This window comes from Sphingomonas longa, assembly GCF_016892685.1.
GTDB classification, from domain to species: domain Bacteria; phylum Pseudomonadota; class Alphaproteobacteria; order Sphingomonadales; family Sphingomonadaceae; genus Sphingomonas; species Sphingomonas longa.
In genome coordinates, this window is the sequence record NZ_JAFEMC010000002.1 from 636935 (window position 1) to 653841 (window position 16907).

At 67.3% G+C, this 16907-nt stretch carries 18 protein-coding genes and 1 tRNA gene; 6 read left to right on the forward strand and 13 right to left on the reverse strand.

What is annotated here, in order from left to right:
- The first annotated feature begins 1 nt into the window (after nucleotide 1).
- The gene (locus ILT43_RS09185) at nucleotides 2–772 is read left to right on the forward strand and encodes an adenosylcobinamide-GDP ribazoletransferase (protein ID WP_204198655.1); all 771 of its coding nucleotides are present in this window, start codon (nucleotides 2–4) and stop codon (nucleotides 770–772) included.
- The gene (locus tag ILT43_RS09190; protein ID WP_204198656.1) at nucleotides 769–1326 is read left to right on the forward strand and encodes a histidine phosphatase family protein; all 558 of its coding nucleotides are present in this window, start codon (nucleotides 769–771) and stop codon (nucleotides 1324–1326) included. The genes ILT43_RS09185 and ILT43_RS09190 overlap by 4 nt, the downstream gene beginning before the upstream one ends.
- Here the strand turns inward: ILT43_RS09190 and ILT43_RS09195 are convergent.
- The 4 genes from ILT43_RS09195 to ILT43_RS09210 are packed head-to-tail and all read right to left on the reverse strand — an operon-like array spanning nucleotide 1281 to nucleotide 5342.
- Nucleotides 1281–2693: an amino acid permease gene (locus ILT43_RS09195; protein ID WP_204198657.1), complete on the reverse strand. Its 1413-nt coding sequence runs from the start codon at nucleotides 2691–2693 to the stop codon at nucleotides 1281–1283. The genes ILT43_RS09190 and ILT43_RS09195 overlap by 46 nt on opposite strands.
- A 22-nt stretch (nucleotides 2694–2715) precedes the next feature.
- On the reverse strand, nucleotides 2716–3366 hold the full coding sequence (locus ILT43_RS09200; protein WP_204198658.1) for a GntR family transcriptional regulator: 651 nt from the start codon (nucleotides 3364–3366) through the stop codon (nucleotides 2716–2718).
- Between the two features lie 43 nt (nucleotides 3367–3409).
- On the reverse strand, nucleotides 3410–4408 hold the full coding sequence (locus ILT43_RS09205; protein ID WP_204198659.1) for a 4-hydroxyproline epimerase: 999 nt from the start codon (nucleotides 4406–4408) through the stop codon (nucleotides 3410–3412).
- A 7-nt stretch (nucleotides 4409–4415) separates the two neighbouring features.
- Complete coding sequence (locus tag ILT43_RS09210; RefSeq protein ID WP_204198660.1) at nucleotides 4416–5342, reverse strand: dihydrodipicolinate synthase family protein; 927 nt, start codon at nucleotides 5340–5342, stop codon at nucleotides 4416–4418.
- A gap of 74 nt (nucleotides 5343–5416) precedes the next feature.
- Between ILT43_RS09210 and ILT43_RS09215 the strand changes: the two genes are divergently transcribed.
- Both ILT43_RS09215 and ILT43_RS09220 read left to right on the forward strand, forming a co-directional pair.
- Nucleotides 5417–6622, forward strand: coding sequence for an NAD(P)/FAD-dependent oxidoreductase (locus ILT43_RS09215; RefSeq protein WP_204198661.1), 1206 nt, complete (start codon nucleotides 5417–5419; stop codon nucleotides 6620–6622).
- On the forward strand, nucleotides 6619–7797 hold the full coding sequence (locus tag ILT43_RS09220; protein ID WP_204198662.1) for a M24 family metallopeptidase: 1179 nt from the start codon (nucleotides 6619–6621) through the stop codon (nucleotides 7795–7797). Before ILT43_RS09215 ends, ILT43_RS09220 begins: the two co-directional genes overlap by 4 nt.
- A gap of 50 nt (nucleotides 7798–7847) precedes the next feature.
- On the opposite strand, the gene ILT43_RS09225 is transcribed toward ILT43_RS09220, so the two are convergent.
- From ILT43_RS09225 to ILT43_RS09240, 4 genes are all read right to left on the reverse strand, one after another.
- Nucleotides 7848–9599 (reverse strand): DUF885 family protein, encoded by a 1752-nt coding sequence (locus ILT43_RS09225; protein ID WP_204198663.1) that lies wholly within the window; start codon nucleotides 9597–9599, stop codon nucleotides 7848–7850.
- Complete coding sequence (locus ILT43_RS09230; RefSeq protein WP_204198664.1) at nucleotides 9596–10615, reverse strand: Ldh family oxidoreductase; 1020 nt, start codon at nucleotides 10613–10615, stop codon at nucleotides 9596–9598. The genes ILT43_RS09225 and ILT43_RS09230 overlap by 4 nt, the downstream gene beginning before the upstream one ends.
- Nucleotides 10612–12969 (reverse strand): glycoside hydrolase family 127 protein, encoded by a 2358-nt coding sequence (locus tag ILT43_RS09235; RefSeq protein ID WP_204198665.1) that lies wholly within the window; start codon nucleotides 12967–12969, stop codon nucleotides 10612–10614. The genes ILT43_RS09230 and ILT43_RS09235 overlap by 4 nt, the downstream gene beginning before the upstream one ends.
- An 84-nt stretch (nucleotides 12970–13053) precedes the next feature.
- Nucleotides 13054–13260 (reverse strand): hypothetical protein, encoded by a 207-nt coding sequence (locus tag ILT43_RS09240; protein ID WP_204198666.1) that lies wholly within the window; start codon nucleotides 13258–13260, stop codon nucleotides 13054–13056.
- A 144-nt stretch (nucleotides 13261–13404) separates the two neighbouring features.
- On the opposite strand from ILT43_RS09240, the gene ILT43_RS09245 reads away from it, so the two are divergent.
- The gene (locus ILT43_RS09245) at nucleotides 13405–13632 is read left to right on the forward strand and encodes a hypothetical protein (RefSeq protein WP_204198667.1); all 228 of its coding nucleotides are present in this window, start codon (nucleotides 13405–13407) and stop codon (nucleotides 13630–13632) included.
- On the opposite strand, the gene ILT43_RS09250 is transcribed toward ILT43_RS09245, so the two are convergent.
- Nucleotides 13629–14054 carry a BLUF domain-containing protein gene (locus ILT43_RS09250; RefSeq protein WP_318293485.1) on the reverse strand — a complete coding sequence of 142 codons (426 nt, stop codon included), beginning with the start codon at nucleotides 14052–14054 and terminating at the stop codon, nucleotides 13629–13631. The genes ILT43_RS09245 and ILT43_RS09250 overlap by 4 nt on opposite strands.
- A 203-nt stretch (nucleotides 14055–14257) precedes the next feature.
- Nucleotides 14258–14334: transfer RNA gene (locus ILT43_RS09255), tRNA-Arg, on the reverse strand.
- 58 nt (nucleotides 14335–14392) lie between these two features.
- Here ILT43_RS09255 and ILT43_RS09260 point away from each other — a divergent pair.
- Complete coding sequence (locus ILT43_RS09260) at nucleotides 14393–15118, forward strand: queuosine precursor transporter (protein ID WP_204198669.1); 726 nt, start codon at nucleotides 14393–14395, stop codon at nucleotides 15116–15118.
- A gap of 76 nt (nucleotides 15119–15194) precedes the next feature.
- On the opposite strand, the gene purQ is transcribed toward ILT43_RS09260, so the two are convergent.
- Genes purQ through purC form a run of 3 tightly spaced genes read right to left on the reverse strand, consistent with a single transcriptional unit; the run spans nucleotide 15195 to nucleotide 16885 of the window.
- Nucleotides 15195–15863 carry a phosphoribosylformylglycinamidine synthase subunit PurQ gene (gene purQ, locus ILT43_RS09265; RefSeq protein ID WP_204198670.1) on the reverse strand — a complete coding sequence of 223 codons (669 nt, stop codon included), beginning with the start codon at nucleotides 15861–15863 and terminating at the stop codon, nucleotides 15195–15197.
- The gene (purS, locus tag ILT43_RS09270; protein WP_204198671.1) at nucleotides 15863–16093 is read right to left on the reverse strand and encodes a phosphoribosylformylglycinamidine synthase subunit PurS; all 231 of its coding nucleotides are present in this window, start codon (nucleotides 16091–16093) and stop codon (nucleotides 15863–15865) included. Before purS ends, purQ begins: the two co-directional genes overlap by 1 nt.
- 12 nt (nucleotides 16094–16105) lie before the next feature.
- Entirely contained in the window at nucleotides 16106–16885 is a 780-nt protein-coding gene (gene purC, locus ILT43_RS09275; protein ID WP_204198672.1) for a phosphoribosylaminoimidazolesuccinocarboxamide synthase, read from the reverse strand.
- Between the last annotated feature and the right edge of the window lie 22 nt (nucleotides 16886–16907).

A 16907-nucleotide genomic window follows, 5' to 3' on the forward strand; every position in this document is an offset into this window, starting at 1 on the left:
GATGCGGTGGTGGGCGCCGCCGCTGCTCGCGCTGCAATTCCTGACGCGCATTCCCGTGCCGATCACCGCGCGCCTGTCGGCGGCGGAGGCGCGGGAGGGGCTCATCCGCGCGGTCGGCTGGTTCCCGCTGGTCGGGGCGCTGGTCGGCTGCGTCACCGCCGTCGTCGCCGTGGCTGCTGGCTCGATGTGGCCGGCGATCGTCGCGGTGCCGATCGCGCTGATCGTCGAGGCGCGGATGACGGGCGCGTTTCACGAGGACGCGGTCGCCGATTTCTACGACGCGTTCGGCGGCGGATACACGACCGATGACGTGCTGCGGATCATGAAGGACAGCCGCGTCGGCAGCTACGGAGCGCTCGGCCTGCTGCTGGCGGTCGGGCTGCGAATGGGGCTTACCGTCGTCCTGCTGGGCGGCGAGGCTTGGTACGCAACGGCGGCGATCGTGGCGGCGGCGTGCTTCGGACGACTGATCGCGGTCGCGCTGATGGCGATCGTACGGCCGGTCGGCAGCGGGCTGGGCAAGGATGTGACCGGCCGCGTCGGGGGGGCAACGCTAATGCTGGCGATCGCGACCGCGGCGCCGGGGGTGGCCGCATTCCTGCTGCTGGAGCCCCTACGACTGATCGTCGTTGTCGCCGTCGCGCTGATGTTTCTCGGCTGGTTCCGTGCGCTGCTCCTCCGCCGCATTGGCGGCAGCACCGGCGACTGTCTGGGCTTCGCCGCCTATGCGGGGCAGCTGATCCTCCTGCTCGCCGCGACTGCCGGGCGATGATTCTGCTCGTCCGCCACACGGCGGTGGCGCTGGCGTGGCGGGGGCGCTGCTATGGTCGCAGCGATATCGGGCTCAGCCGCGCGGGTGCCGCCGAGGCGCGACGGCTGATGCGAGAACTGGCGGCGTGGCGACCCGATCACATCGTTCACTCCGGCCTGAGGCGCGCCGGCATTCTCGCCGAAGGGATCGGGAAGGCGGCCGGTGTGGCAACGATCGCCGACCCACACTGGGCCGAGCGCGACTTTGGGTCGTGGGAGGGGCGGGGGTGGACGGCAATTTATCGCGACACTGGCGATGCTATGGACGGGATGATCGATGCGCCGGACAGCTTCAGGCCGGGCGGCGGCGAGACGACCAGCGAACTCGCCGACCGTGCTTGCGCTGCGGCGGCCGCTCTGCCCGCAGGTCGAACGATCGTGGTGACGCACGGCGGGCCGATCGCGGCGTTGCGGGGGACCGCTGCCGGCCTACCCCCGCGGGAGTGGCTGGCGTTGGTCCCCCAACCCGGTCAGGTGGTGGCGTTCGACGTCAACACGCTGTGCCGGCGGCCATAGGCGAAATAGGCGATCAGTCCGATGGCGTTCCAGATCAGGAAGCGCACGATCGTCGATCCCGGCAAGCTGAACAACAGGTAGATGCAGCCGAGGATCGCCAGCGTACCGACCACATAGGGCGCGGGGCACCGGAACAGCCGGGCCATGTCGGGTGCCCGCTTGCGCAGGACCATCAGACACGCGCCGACCGCGATGAACGCCAGCAAAGTGCCGGCATTCGCCAGTTCCGCGATCTCGTCCAGCCGGAAGAAACCGGCGACCGCTGCGATGACGACACCGGTCAGCAGCGTGATGAGCGTCGGCGCGCCGGTGCGCGGTGATACCTTCGCCAGACCACGCGGCAACAGGCCGTCGCGCGCCATCGTGAAGAAGATGCGGCTTTGCCCGTACATCATCACCAATATGACGGAGGGCAGGGCGACGACGGCGGCGAGCGCGATCAGGTGACCCGCTCTCGGCGATCCGAGCGACCGCAGCACCAGCGCCAGCGGCTCTGGCGAATTGGCGAGCTGCGTGAAGGGCAGCGCACCGACCGCGGCGACCGCGACCGCCATATAGATCACGGTGCACACCAGCATCGATCCGACGATCCCGATCGTCAGGTCGCGGCCGGGGTTCTTGGCTTCCTCGGCGGATGTCGCGACCGCGTCGAACCCGTAAAAGGCGAAGAAAACGATCGCCGCCGCCGCCATCACCCCGCGCTTCTCGCCGCCGATTTCGGTCGATCCGAAGCCGTACGGCATGAACGGGTGCAGATTGTCGGCGTTGAACGCGGGCAGGGCGAAGGTGATGAAGACCGCCAGGGCGACAAGCTTGATGATCACCAGCACGATGTTGAGCGTCGCGCTTTCCCGCGTGCCGGCGATCAGCATGCCCATCACCGCGAGCGCGACCAGCACCGCGGGCAGGTTGATGATGCCGCCCGCATGAGGCCCGACCAGCAGGTCGTGCGGCAGGACGATGCCCGCGGACTGGATCCAGCCGACCAGATAGCCCGACCAGCCGACCGCGACGGTCGAGCAGGCAAGCGAATATTCGAGGATCAGGCTCCACCCCACGACCCACGCGGCGGTTTCGCCGAGCGCGGTGTAGCTGAAGGTGTAGGCGCTACCCGCCGCGGGGATCATCGTCGCGAGTTCGGCATAGGCGAGTGCGGCACAGGCGCAGACCGCGCCGGCGATCGCGAAGGCGAGGATCACGGCGGGACCTGCACGCTCCGCTCCGACGCCGGTGAGCGTATAGATGCCGGTGCCGACGATCGCGCCCACTCCCAGCGCGATCAGGTGCGGCCAGCTCAACGTCTTCGCAAGCGCCTCCCCGCTATCGTGGCGCATTACCGCATCGAGCGATTTGACCGGTCCCAGCATCGTCGTCCCCCCTGCGCGCCGCTCAGGTGGCGGCGCTGAATTGTTGCCTTAGATCGTCCAGCGTCGCCTGAATATGCGCCGTCAGCAGCGATTCGAAACCGCCGGCATCGCGGGCCAGCCAAGCGTCCAGCAAGGCCTGATGTTCCTGATGCGCACGCGATTCGCGACCGGCCGGTTTCAGGTGTGCGACGACGTAGCGTTCCGCCAGAATCGACAGCCGCTCGATCAGTTGCGTCGTCAGCAGCTTGCCGGCGGGGCGAACCAGCGCGGTGTGGAAATTGCGGTTGCTGACCGCCACCGCAGCCAGATCGGTGCCAGCAGCGTGGTCCAACGTCCTGAACGCCTCGACCGCTGCCGCGCGCTCGTCGTCGTTCGCGATCATCGCCGCATCGGCAGCGGCGCGAGGTTCGACCAGCAGACGTAACGCATAGATTTCATCGGCCTGCTGCGCCGTCATCGGCTGCACGAAATAACCGCGATTGGCTTGGCTGACGATCAGCCCTTCCTGCTCCAGCCGTGCCAGCGCCTCCCGCAGCGGAATCTTGCTGACCCCAAGCTCGACCGCCAGCGCATCCTGACGGATCGGCGTGTTGCCCGCCAGTTTGCCAATGACGATCCGCTCGCGCACGACCTCGAACACGCGCTCGGACAGGGTGCGGACGACGATGCTCATACGTGAAAACTCCCGGACGCGACCGGCGGTAGCGTTACCGCAGTCACGTAACCTGGAAACCTTCCCAGAACGGATCGATACGATCAATCCATATCGTGTTGAATCCGGTGGTAACCGCCGAACCTTCGATCGACGGAACGATCGCAGGACGATCGCCGAGCGTCGTGTCCGCTTCGACCCGGCCGATGAAGCGGCTGCCGATGTAGCTCTCGTGCACGAAGCGGTCGCCGACTTTGAGCCGGCCCTGCGCCACCAGATGCGCCAGACGCGCGGAGGTGCCGGTACCGCACGGACTGCGGTCGATCGCCTTGTCGCCGTAGAAGACCGCATTGCGCCCATCCGCATCGTTTGCGCGGGGGGCGTCGGCCCACAGGACATGGCTGACGCCGCGGATCGTCGGATCGAGCGGATGCACAGGTTCGAACTTGGCGCGCACCGCCGCGCGTACCTTGGCGCTGTAGTCGATAAGGCGGCTCGCCCCGAGATCGTCGAGGCCCGTGTAACCACCCTGTGGCTCGACGATCGCATAATAATTGCCGCCGTACGACACATCGACGACGAGCGGCCCGAGCCCCTCCACGTCGATCGCGATACCGCGTTCGGCGACATAGGCCGGTACGTTGGTAATGCGGACCGACGTGACTTTGTCGCCGTCACGCTCATACGCGATGTCGATGATCCCGGCTGGCACCTCGACCCGGAGACGACCGGGCTCGGCTGGCTGGATCAGCCCGTGTTCCAATCCGAACGTGACCAGGCCGATCGTACCGTGACCGCACATCGGCAGGCAGCCGCTCGTCTCGATGAACAGGATGCCGATATCGGTATCGGCGCGCGTCGGCGGATAGAGGAAACCGCCCGACATCATGTCGTGGCCCCGTGGTTCGAAGCACAGGCCGGTCCGGATCCAGTCGAAACGGGTCAGGAAATCCTGACGCCGCTCCGACATGGATACACCCTTCAGCAGCGGCGCACCGCCCGCCACCAGCCGCACCGGGTTGCCCGCGGTGTGGCCGTCGATGCAGAAGAAGGTATGGCGCATCGGTGGGTTACGCCGCCTTCGCCACGTCCGCCGCGGTGCCCAGATCGGGACGCGTCGCCGCCGCCTGTTCGACCATCGCGATCACTTCGGCGCGGCGGGCGCCTTCGAGAATGTAGCGCGGTGGCAGCACGCGCTCCGACCCGCGACCCATGACCTGCTCGGCCAGCTTGATCGACTGGACAAGGTCGTGCTCCGCATCGAGATGGAGCAGCGGCATGAACCAGCGATAGATTTCCATCGCCTTGGCATGATCGCCGCGCTCGAACGCGCGGACCAGCTCGACCGATTCCTTGGGGAAGGCGTTGGTCAGGCCCGAGACCCAGCCCTGCGCGCCGAGATACAGCCCCTCCAGTGCCACGTCGTCCAGACCCGCGAACAGAACGTAGCGATCGCCGAAGGCATTGCGGAAATCGGTGAAGCGGCGCGTGTCCGGGGCCGATTCCTTGACCGCCACGATGTTGGCGACATCGACGAGCGCGGTCAGGACGTCCTGATCGATGACCGTCCGATAGGCCGGCGGGTTGTTGTAGAGCATGATCGGCAGCGCCGTCTTTTCCGCCACGCCCTTGAAGTGCGCGACCAGTTCGTGCGCCTTGGGAACGTAGACCATCGGCGGCAGCAGCATCAGCCCGTCCGCGCCCGCTTTTTCGGCGGCCTGTGCATAGCGGACAGCGCGGCGCGTGTCGTATTCGGACACGCCGGTGATAACGGGCACGCGACCTGCCACGACCTCCACGATCGCCGACAGTACGGTGACCTTTTCGTCATATTCCAAAGAGTTGTTCTCACCAACCGTCCCGAGCGCGATGACGCCGGTGACACCGTCGCGGATCAGGTCGTCCACGACCCGCTGCGTGTCGGCGAGGTCGATCGAAAGATCTTCGCGCAACTGCGTGGTCACCGCCGGGAACACGCCCCTCCAACCGATCGTCATTCTGAATTCATCCCGAAAGCTGCTGTTGAAAATCGTATACGAAAATGGCAGAGGGTCGGCAAGGGGGTATCTCGTTGCAGCGCATCATCGTTATCGGCGGCGGCGTCGTCGGCCTCAGCAGCGCCGTCGCGCTGGCCCGTGGCGGGCACCGCGTCACCGTGCTCGACGCCGGAACCGGGCGGGAGGCGTCGTCGTGGAACAATGCCGGCCACATCGCCGTGGAGCAGGTCGCACCGCTCGCTTCGATCGCGGCGATCCGCTCCGCGCCCGGCCGGTTGTTCGCGCGCGGCGGGGCGCTCGACCTGCCGTTTGGCATGGCGAGTGCCTGGCTGCCGTTCGCCGCCCGTATGCTGGTGGCCGCCAGACCCGCCGGGTTCCAGTCCGGACGTACCGCTTTGGGTGCGTTGCTGGCGGAGGCGATGCCGGCATGGCGGCGATCTGCCGCCGCCGATCTGGTGCGTGAGGAGGGGCATCTGGTCGGCTGGGAGAGCGCAGCGACTGCGGCAGACGGGCGCGCGGCGTGGCACAGTACGGATACGGGCGTCGCCACGGTCGCGGATTCGGACGTGTCGGCGTTTGCCGGGATCACCAACCGCGTCGTCGGGGCAATTCGATTCGCCGGCAGCGGCCAGATCGCCGATCTGTCCAAGCTGGCCGATCGGCTGGAAGCGGCGCTGTACGATGCCGGCGGCACGATCGTGCGCGGTTGCGCAAACCTGTCGATCAAGGACGGTGCGGCACGCGTCGAAGGACACGACGCGGACCTCGTCCTCGTCGCGGCGGGCGTGCGCAGTCGCGTGTTGATGGAGGCGACGGGCCACCGCGCGCCGATGATCGCGGAGCGCGGCTATCACATTCGTGCCGCTGCCGATCGCTGGCCCCGGGACCTGCCGCCGGTCGTGTTCGAGGACCGGTCGCTGATCGTCACGCGCTACGGCGACGTCGTTCAGGCGTCCAGCTTCGTGGAGCTGGGCAACCCCGACGCGCCCGCCGATCCCCGCAAATGGCAGCGGCTGGAGGAGCATGTCGCGGCGCTCGGCCTGCCGATGGCCGCTCCGTTCACGCGCTGGATGGGATCGCGGCCGACACTGCCGGATTATCTGCCCGCGATCGGTCGCTCGCGACACGCATCCAACTTGCTATACGCTTTCGGTCACCAGCATCTGGGTCTGACGCTGGCACCGATCACCGCCGACATCGTGACCGCTCTGGTCGCCGGGAAGGAACCGTTCATGCCGATCGCCCCATTCGACATCGCCCGTTTCGGAAACCGCCGATGAGCGTGGGTGGATCGACGATCGCCGCCGAACTGGATGCATTGTCGCCGTGGCCGGATCAGGCGCCGCGAATCGGTGTCGGTGAGCGGCGGGAGCGGATCGCGCGGGCGGAGGCGGCGCTGGCGACGATCGGGGCCGACGCGCTGCTGGTGACTGCCGGGCCGAGCCTGCGTTATTTCACGGGCGTGTCGTGGTCGCCGACCGAGCGGCTGGTCGCACTGCTGATCCGGGCGGGGCGGAACCCGGCGATGATCTGCCCGGCGTTCGAAAAGGGCTCGCTCGACGCCGAACTGGTCATCGATGCGGACGTGTTGCTGTGGGAGGAGCATGAGGACCCGGTGGCGCTGGTCGCCGACGCCGCCGGGCCGACCGCGACGATCGCGCTCGATCCCCTCCTGCCGTTCCTGATCACCGAACGCGTCCGCGCCCTGCGGGCGGTGACGAACGGTGCGCCGGTGATCGACGGACTACGGCGGATCAAGTCGTCTGCCGAACTGGCGCTGATGCGGCAGGCGATGGCGATGACGCTGGAGGTGCACCGCCGTGCGTCACGCATCCTGACGCCGGGTATCCGCGCCAGCACCGTCAAGCGCTTCATCGACGATGCGCACCGTGCGGTCGGCGCAGCGGGATCGACGTTCTGCGCGGTGCAGTTCGGCGTCGCCACCGCCTTCCCGCACGGGCTGCCAGGCGATCAGGTGCTGGAGGAGGGGCAGGTCGTGCTGGTCGATACCGGCTGCCTCGTCGACGGCTACCACAGCGACCTGACGCGCACCTACGCGTTCGGTGAGGTCGGTGCGGACGTTCGTGCGACGTGGGAACTGGAGCACCGCGCGCAGGCCGCGGCGTTCGCGGCGGTGCGACCCGGCGCGACATGCGAGAGCATCGACGCGGCCGCGCGGGCGGTGCTGGACGGGGGCGGGCTGGGGCCGGGCTATCGCCTGCCCGGGCTGCCCCACCGGACCGGGCACGGTATCGGCCTCGCGATCCACGAGCCCGCCTATCTCGTGCGCGGCGATACGACCGTGCTGGCGCCGGGCATGTGTTTTTCGAACGAGCCGATGATCGTGGTGCCGGACCGCTACGGCATCCGGCTGGAGGATCATTTCCACGTCACTGCCACGGGGGCCGAGTGGTTCACGCAGCCGCAGCCGTCGATCGACGCGCCGTTCGGCTGAAGCGTGCGCGCTTGCCTGCTCCTGCCCCGACGGGGTGGGAGCAGGGTCCTCTATTTCTCCTCGTCCGGGTATGGTCCCTTGCCGCCCTCCGCGATCAGGCGGTCGATGCGGCGGTCGATTTCCGGGAGCGGCACCGATCCCAGCTCCAGCACCGCGTCGTGGAAGGCGCGGATGTTGAATTTCGGGCCGAGCGCTTTTTCCGCTTTCGCGCGGGCCGCCTGGATGGCGAGTTCGCCGGTGTAGTAGCTCACCGCCTGACCCGGCCACGCGATGTAGCGGTCGACTTCGGTACCGATCTCGTGGTCCGACAGCGCGGTATTGTCGTGGAAGAACGCGCGGGCCTGTTCGCGCGTCCACCCCTTGGCGTGGATGCCGGTGTCGACCACCAGCCGCGCTGCTCGCCACATCTGATAGCTGAGCATGCCGAAGCGGTCGTAGGGGGTTTCGTACATCCCCATCTCCTCGCCCAAGGCCTCGCAATACAACGCCCACCCTTCGCCGTACGCGGAAATGTAGGTATCGCGCCGAAACGCCGGCAGGTCCTTGTTCTCCATCGACAGCGGCATCTGGAAGGCGTGGCCCGGCGCGCTTTCGTGCAGCGTCAGCGCCGGCATCGCGTAGAGCGCGCGGGCGGGCAGATTGTACGTGTTGACCAGATACACGCCCGGCCCGCCGCGCCCGGCGGTGTAGAAGGGGGCGATCGCCTCCGGCACCGGCTTGATCGCGAACCGCATGCGCGGCAGCCGGCCGAAATATTGCGACGCCTTGCCGTCGAAGGTCTTGGCGATCCACGCCGCCCGGTCGAGCAGGTCCTGCGCGGTCTTCGGATAGAAGCGCGGATCGGTGCGCAGGAACGTCAGGAAGGCGGGCAGGTCGCCCTCGAACTTCACCTCCCGCATCACGTCGAGCATCCGCGCGCGGATCTTCGCGACCTCCGCCAACCCGATCGCGTGCACCTGTTCGGGCGTTTGGTTCAGCGTCGTGTATTCGGCGATCTTCGACTGGTAATAGGCACGCCCGTCCGGCAGCCCGTACGCGTCGAGCGCGGTGCGCGAACCGGGGATGTACTCGGTGCGCAGGAACGCGAGCAGCTTCGCATGCGCGGGCACGACCGCCTCGCGGATCGCCGCGATTCCCTGCGCGCGGAGTTGCGCCTGCGTCGCGGCGGGGATGATCGCCGGCATCGTCTTGAATGGTTCGTAGAAGGGCGACGCCTCCGGGCTGCCGGCCTCCGCCACCTTCGCGACATCGGCGTCGCGTCCCTCCAGCGTGATCCGCGCCTGGGTGAACCCGCGCTTCACGCCGGCGCGCATGTTGCCGATCTGCTGGTCGTAGTAGCGCGGGATGTCGCGCAGCATCGCGATGTAGTCGCGGTATGCCTTTTCGGTCTTCAGCGTGTCGCGGGTGGAGGACTGGACCTCTCCCCAGAAGCTGCTGTCGGCGTTCAGCGGCTTTTCGTATTCGTGGAAGCGCTGTTCGGCGAGCAACCCGTCGATCTGCGCCTTGTAGACAGCGTAGTTGACGCGTTCTTTCGGCGACAGCGCCTTGGGATCGATCGCGCGCAGCGCCGCCGCAGTCTTCGCCCAGCGGTCTAGCTTGGCCGCCTGCGCGGTGGGGCCGACATCGGGCAGGCGCATGGCGGGAGCATTCGGGTTCTCCTCGCCCGCCGGCTCCTGCTGCTGACGCCAAGCATATTCGGCGGTGTAGAGTGTCTTGAGTCGGGCGTCTGCGCTGGTCGCGGCGGGCTCCGCGGCATGGCCGGCGGAGGCGAGCAGGAGCGCCAGAAGGATGCCGTGTCTCACGCTGCGTCTCCCAAATTCATGATGTCGTCGTACAGCGCACGTGGAACGATGACGCCGTCCGCCTCGCTGACCGCACGCGCGGCGTAGCGGCGAGCGGACGGGAGGCGGGCGCCCTGGTCCTCGATCGAGGAAAACATCGCTTCGGCGCGGGCCATATGCTCAGCGACGGCATCGCCGAGAAACCCGGCGGGATCGATCGCGAGGATCAGTTCGCCGCCCATCGGCGAGCCGCCGCGGGCGCCGTCGGCGGCGATCGAGTCGGCGCTGGTCATTTCCCCGATCAGCGGCCCGGCGAGCAGTTCGACCATCGCCGCCAGCGCCGATCCCTTGTGTCCGCCGAACGTCCGCATCGCACCGTCTAGAACTGCCGCGGCATCGGTCGTCGGCTGACCGGCGGCGTCATAGCCCCAATCGTCCGGCACCGGCTTGCCAGCGCGGCGGTGAAGCTCGATCTCACCGCGGGCCACTGCGCTGGTCGCGAAGTCGAACGCGAACGGATGCCCCCCCGGCCGCGGCCAGCCGAACGCGATGGGGTTGGTGCCGAACACCGGTTTCGTACCACCAGCGGGCGCGACCCAGGCGTGGCTCGGCGTGAAGGCGAGCGCGGCCAGCCCCTGCGTGGCGATCGCCTCGACCTCCGGCCACAGCGCCGCGAAGTGCACCACGTTCGTCAACGCCAGCGCGGCGATGCCGTGCGTATGCGCCGCCTCGACCAGCGCCGGCAGGCCGCGAGCGAACGCCAGTTGTGCGAAGCCGCCGCCGCCATCGACGCGGACCAGTGCGGAACGCGGGCGATCGACGACCGGCACCGCGTCGGGCACCACGACCCCCGCCTTCAGACTCTTCACCGCAACCAGCAGGCGGTAGATCCCGTGGCTGGCGCATCCGTCACGCTCGCCCGCGACCATCGTCTCCGCGACGGCGTCGGCGTGATCGCCGGCAAGGCCGGCGGCACGCAGCTTCCTTCGGGCGAGTGCGCGCACCTCCGCCAGCGTCATCCGTATGCCGTCGCTCATACGGTCACGCCGGGTTTGACGGTGTAGAGGCGTACGCCGAAGACCGGCCCGGCACTGCTGCGGTCGTGTGGCAGGAACCTGACCTTCACCTGCGCCTTGCCGCGGGTCAGCCCCTCGGGCAGCGGATAATCGACGTCGAAGAATTGTCCCGGCTTGTCCGCATTCAAGGTCTGCGTCGCGACCTTCACGTTATCGACCAGGATGTCGAAGGTCCGCGACCGCTCGTCGCCCCAGTAGGTCGCTTGCAGCACCAGCGGGCCGGGCTTCGTCTTCATCGCGAACTCGAAATAGCCACCCGACCGCGCATCGCGGCCGTTCCGCCCGCGATACGCCACGGGGTAGGAAATTTCGGAAGTCAGTCCGTGGTCGCGCTCCGGCTGCATCTCGCCGAGGAACATCGTGTCGACCGAGCGCGCGGCGATGTCCTTCAGCCGCGCCTGTTCGGCGGTGAACGCCGCCTCCTGTCGCACCCAGGCGGCATCGCTGAACCGCTTGAAGTACACCGCGCTCTGACGCTGATATTGTTTGTAGAAGGGCACGAACTCCAGATCGGCCGGTCGCCCGATCCCCCGCGTCGCATAGCGGCCCGGCGTGGCGGCGGGCGTGAAGGCGGCCAGGAGGTCGCTGCCGACCAGCGCCGGATCGGCCTTGTCCCACTTCACGCTGGCGGGGCCCAGATCGGCGGCCATCACCATCGGTCCCCGGAGGATCGCGATCGTGTCCGCGTCACCGGAGGCTTCCTCGATCCGCAGCTCCAGCGGCAGCGTGATCGCGACGGTGTCGCCCGCGATCCAACGCCGGTCGATGATCGCATAGCCGCGCTGGAACACCGGTGTCACCGCGCTGCCATTGACCGTCACGGCCGCCTTGCCCGCTGCCCAGCCGGGCACCCGCAAAGCGACCGGAAAGCGGCCGGCCTTCACGCGGGTGAACGTCAGCCGCGACTCCGGCTCGAACGGATACCGGGTGTCGAGCGTCAGCTTCGCCTTGCGCCGCGCCCAGTCGGCATCGGCGGGGATGTAGAGGTTGACGATCAGTCCGCCCGCATCGTCCTCCCAGAAGATCGACTCGCCGTGCTTGGCGTGGCTTTCCATGCCGGACCCGACGCAGCACCAGAAGGCGTCGTCCTTGACCGTGGAATATTCGCGCGGCGCGCCGGTCATCAGCGGCGTCATATAGGTGAAGCCGCCGGTCGACGGGTCCTGCGCGGACATCACGTGGTTGAGATGCGCGCGCTCGTAATAGTCGAAAAGGGCCCCGTCCGGCTGCCAGCCATAAAGATGCCGCGTCAGCTTCAGCATGTTGTAGGTGTTGCAATGCTCGCACGTCTGTTCGGTGATGTGCTGCGCGATCGTGTCCGGCGCGGTAAAATACTCGCGGTCGGCATTGCCGCCGATCACGTAGCTGTGATGCCCGGTCACCCGCTCCCAGAAGAACGTCGCGGCGGTGCGATCCTTCTCCGCGCCCGTCAGTTCGTACAGGCGGGCGAGGCCGATCAGTTTGGGCACCTGCGTATTGGCGTGGAAGTTCGCCAGCTTGTCCTCGCGCGCAGCGAGCGGGTCGAGCACGCGACGGTCGTACAGTTTGCGCGCCATCGCCAGCCAGCGTCGGTCACCGGTGCGCGCGTAAAGCTCGGCGTAGCTCTCGTTCAGCCCGCCATATTCGCAGCCCAGCACCTCCTGAGTCTGCGCGTCGTCGAGCGCGGCGAACACCCGCTCGAAATACCCGGCGAGGCCGACCAGCAGCGTCATTGCCTGTGCGTTGCCCCAGCCGGCATGCACGTCGAGCAGACCCGCGAACAGCTTGTGCACGGTATAGAGCGGCGACCACGCGCCGTTCAGGTCGAAGCCGCCCGATTTGATCTGGCCCTTCATGATCTCCGGGAAGATCTCTTCCCCGTCGACGATCGTGCCATCCTTTCGCTTGCGGCCGAGCGCGCCGACATAGCCGGTTCCGCGCTTCGCCTGAGCCTCCGCCAGTTCCGTGACGATGTAGTCGGCGCGTTGGCGCATCTCGCCGTCGCCGGTCTGCTCCCAGGTCTGGACCAGCGCGGTCAGGTAATGGCCCAGCGTATGGCCGGCGATCGTGTCGCTCTCCCAGCCGCCATAGAGCTCCGCTTTCGGCTCGAGCCCGGCGTATTTGCGGAAGTTGTGCAACAGGCGATCTGGGCTGAGCCGGTGCAGGTACAGCCGGTTGACCTCGACCGCCGTGGCATAGTCGGACGGACGCAACCGGATTGCGGCCAGCGGAAAGGGTTTGGCCGAATGGCCGGTCGTTGCGGCCAGCACCGTCTGAGGCATGATCCATGCCGACGCGGCCGCCCCCAGCATCAACTCCCGGCGATCGATCGGCATCTTGTTCTCCTGACACGATCTTATATCGTATAAGATCGTCGGGCGGGTCAACCGTCTCGTTCAGCCGATCCTGCTGACGATCGGTCAGGGCGTGCCACTCTCCGCCAGACGCGCGGCGATGAGCTTCTTCAACTGGATCTTGATCGACTGGCCAGCGGTTTCGGGCTCGACCGAGTCATAGCCCTCGTTCCGAAGCTGCGTCCGGATTTCCGCGACCGATCGGGCGGTGCCGGTGCGCGCAATCGAGAGCGCCCGTTCCACGGTCGAGCGGCCATTGCCGGTATCGCTCATGCTGTGCAGCCTTGTCGTTTACCCGGCGATCGACGGGTGTCGACGGGCCGGAAATGGGATATGCCGACGGTCTAACCGCGTTCCGCCGATCCGACCAGACGGGACGCGCCCTGAACCCGATCGGACCGGCTGCGTTGACGAGCCATGACAAGGGTTACGGATCGGGACGCGGGCGGAGCCTCGACGCGTCAGCGCGCACGACTGACCATCAAGGCCGGACGGCGGGCGCGATTGACACTCGACGTGACGATGACGCGCGGCGGCATAGTGGCCGTAGGTGGTCTCGTCGCCGCGATCCTGTTGTCGACGGCCGTCCTCGTCGGTGTCGCCGGTCGCGCGGGGCACGATCAGCGTCGGATGCCCGGCGTCTAGCGTGACAGCACGGCGAAGCCGATGAACATCGCGCGGAGCCACATATCGGTGACGCCGGCGACGTTGAGCGCCATCTGCGCCTTGTAGTCACCCTTGGAAACGAGGCCGGGATCGCGATAGTCCATCGACCAGGAGCCGAACTGGCGATGTTCGATGGGCTCATCGGCGACGGTGACGACGTCGCAGTGGCGATCGTCCAGTGCGATCCGGGCGTAGCAGGCCCGGACGGCGTCCGCCTCACCTTCGAGCGCTTGCAGAAAACGCGTGCCATCCGCCAGCAGCAGGCCGGTGATGCCGTCGGAGCCGTTGCGGACGCGGGATACGGTCAGGATGCCGTCGAGATCGACGTCCCCCGATAGCGCCGCACGGCTCATGTAGCAGATCCGGTGCATCAATCCCCCGCGGCCAACGGCGCGCGGCATGGACGGATCGGTGCGACATCCGCAAGAACATCGCTCAATCGAGCTCGCGGGCAAGGAAGGCGCTCCGCCCGTCCCGTAGTGACTCAAGCAAGGCGGAGCGCCGAGCGACACCGCAGGATACTGGCGGGCTGCTCTGCGATCCCCTCTAGCGGCAAAACCTTAACGGAGCGGTCATCGTCGTCGCCGACGACATCGTACAGGAATGGCGCGCCCGGCAGGACTCGAACCTGCAACTCCAAGCTTAGAAGGCTCGTGCTCTATCCAGTTGAACTACGGGCGCCCGGCGGCACCGGTAGCGCGGATTGCGCGGGGACGGAACCGGCTTCATACCGGCCGACATGGATCAGGGTGCCGAAGACCGCACCGGAACGCGCGCGTTCCGCTATTTCGATTTCGTGATGGCGGCGTTCGTCGCGATCCTGTTGCTGTCAAACGTCATCGGGGCGGGCAAGGTCGCGGTGGTGACGTTGCCGTTGGTCGGCGAGTGGCCGTTCGGGGCCGGCATCCTGTTCTTTCCGCTCAGCTACGTCATCGGCGACGTGCTGACGGAGGTGTACGGCTATGCCCGGGCGCGGCGGGTGATCTGGGCGGGCACGGTCGCGGTGCTGTTCATGGCGTTCATGAGCTGGGTCGTCGTCGCGCTGCCGCCCGCGCCAAGCTGGGGCAACCAGGCGGCCTATGCGGTGATCTTCGGGCAGGTGCCGCGGATCGTGCTGGCCAGCGTGTGTGCGTTCTGGGCGGGCGAGTTCGTCAACGCCTATGTCATGGCACGCATGAAGGTGCTGACCGAGGGACGCCATCTTTGGATGCGGACGATCGGCTCCACCGTCGTGGGGCAGGGGGTCGACAGCCTGATCTTCTATCCGCTCGCGTTCTGGGGGGCGACGGGATGGACGCCGCAACTGGTCGTGACCGTGCTGTTCACGCAATGGGCGCTGAAAGTCGGTTGGGAGGTGTTGCTGACGCCGGTCACCTACGCCGTCGTCGGCTGGCTGAAGCGGGTGGAGGGCGTGGACGTGTTCGACCGCTCGACGGATTTCACGCCGTTTCGGACGCGGGTGTAATCGGACGATTAGGCTAAGGTTGGTCCCATGCGGCGTCCGATCCCCGTGTCCATCCACGGGGACCGGAATACCGGCTTCAGGCCCCCACCGTCTCCAACAATCCCTCGAACAGGCGGCGGCCGTCGGTGCCGCCGTGCGCGGTTTCGACGCGGCGTTCGGGATGCGGCATCATGCCGAGCACGTTGCCGCGATCGTTGATGATGCCCGCAATGGCGCGCGCGGAACCGTTGAGGTCGTCGGCGTAGCGGAACGCGACGCGGCCTTCGCCCTCCAGCCGGTCGAGCGTCGCGTCGTCGGCGAAATAATTGCCGTCGTGGTGCGCGACGGGGACGGTGATCGTCTCGCCCGCGTCGTACAGGCGGGTGAAGGCGCTGTCCGCATCGCCGACCGTCAACCGCGCGTCGCGACACACGAAGTTCAGACCGGCGTTCCGCATCAACGCCCCCGGCAACAACCCCGCCTCCGTCAGCACCTGAAAGCCGTTGCAGACGCCGAACACCGGTACGCCCCTGTTCGCGGCGTCCACCACCGCGCGCATGATCGGCGACCGCGCGGCGATCGCGCCGCAGCGGAGGTAATCGCCGTACGAGAACCCGCCGGGCACCGCGATCAGGCCGACATTGTCGGGCAGTTCGCTGTCGCCGTGCCAGACCATCGCCGGCGCCGTGCCGGTCACGTCCCGCAGCGCGACGGCAATGTCGCGATCGCAGTTCGAGCCGGGGAAGACGAGGACGGCGGTCTTCATCAGGCGCGCTCCACCCGGTAATTCTCGATCACGGTGTTGGCGAGCAACTGGCGGCACATGCCGTCGATCGCATCGTCCGTGGTGCCGTCCGCGACTTCCATTTCGATGAGCTTGCCGGTGCGGACATCTTCCACGCCCTGAAAGCCGAGGCTGCCGAGCGCGTGATGGATGGCGCGACCCTGAGGATCGAGGACGCCGGGTTTGAGCGTGACGAAGATACGGAGTTTCATGCGAGCTAGCCCTTACTTGCCGCGACGCTTGCGATGGCTGTCGAGGTCGAGGACCGCGCCCTCTTCACCCTCGGGGAGCAGGCCGAGCCGACGTGCGACTTCCTGATACGCTTCCGCCTCGCCGCCAAGGTCCTGTCGGAAGCGGTCCTTGTCCATCTTGTCGTTGGTTTCCATGTCCCAGAGGCGACAGCCATCGGGGCTGATCTCGTCCGCGAGGATGATGCGACCGTAATCGTCATCCCAGACGCGGCCGAACTCCAGCTTGAAGTCGACCAGCCGGATGCCGACGCCGGCGAACAGCCCGCACAGGAAGTCGTTCACGCGGATCGCGAGGTCGGCGATGTCGTGCATCTCCTCCTGGCTGGCCCAGCCGAAGCAGGCGATATGCTCCTCGGACACCATCGGGTCGCCGAGCGCATCGTCCTTGTAGTAATATTCGATGATCGTGCGGGGGAGCTTGGTGCCCTCCTCGATCCCCAGCCGCTTCGACAGCGATCCGGCGGCGACGTTGCGGACGACGACCTCGATTGGAACGATCTCGACCTGACGCACCAGCTGCTCGCGCATGTTGAGGCGGCGGATGAAGTGCGTGGGCACACCGATATGGTCGAGCAGCGTGAAGACGTGCTCCGAAATCCGGTTGTTCAGCACGCCCTTGCCGTTGATCGTGCCCTTTTTCTGGGCATTGAACGCGGTGGCGTCGTCCTTGAAATACTGGATGATCGTGCCGGGTTCGGGACCCTCGTACAGGATCTTGGCCTTGCCCTCGTAGATTTGGCGGCGGCGAGGCATGCGGTTCCCCTGAAATTAGCAG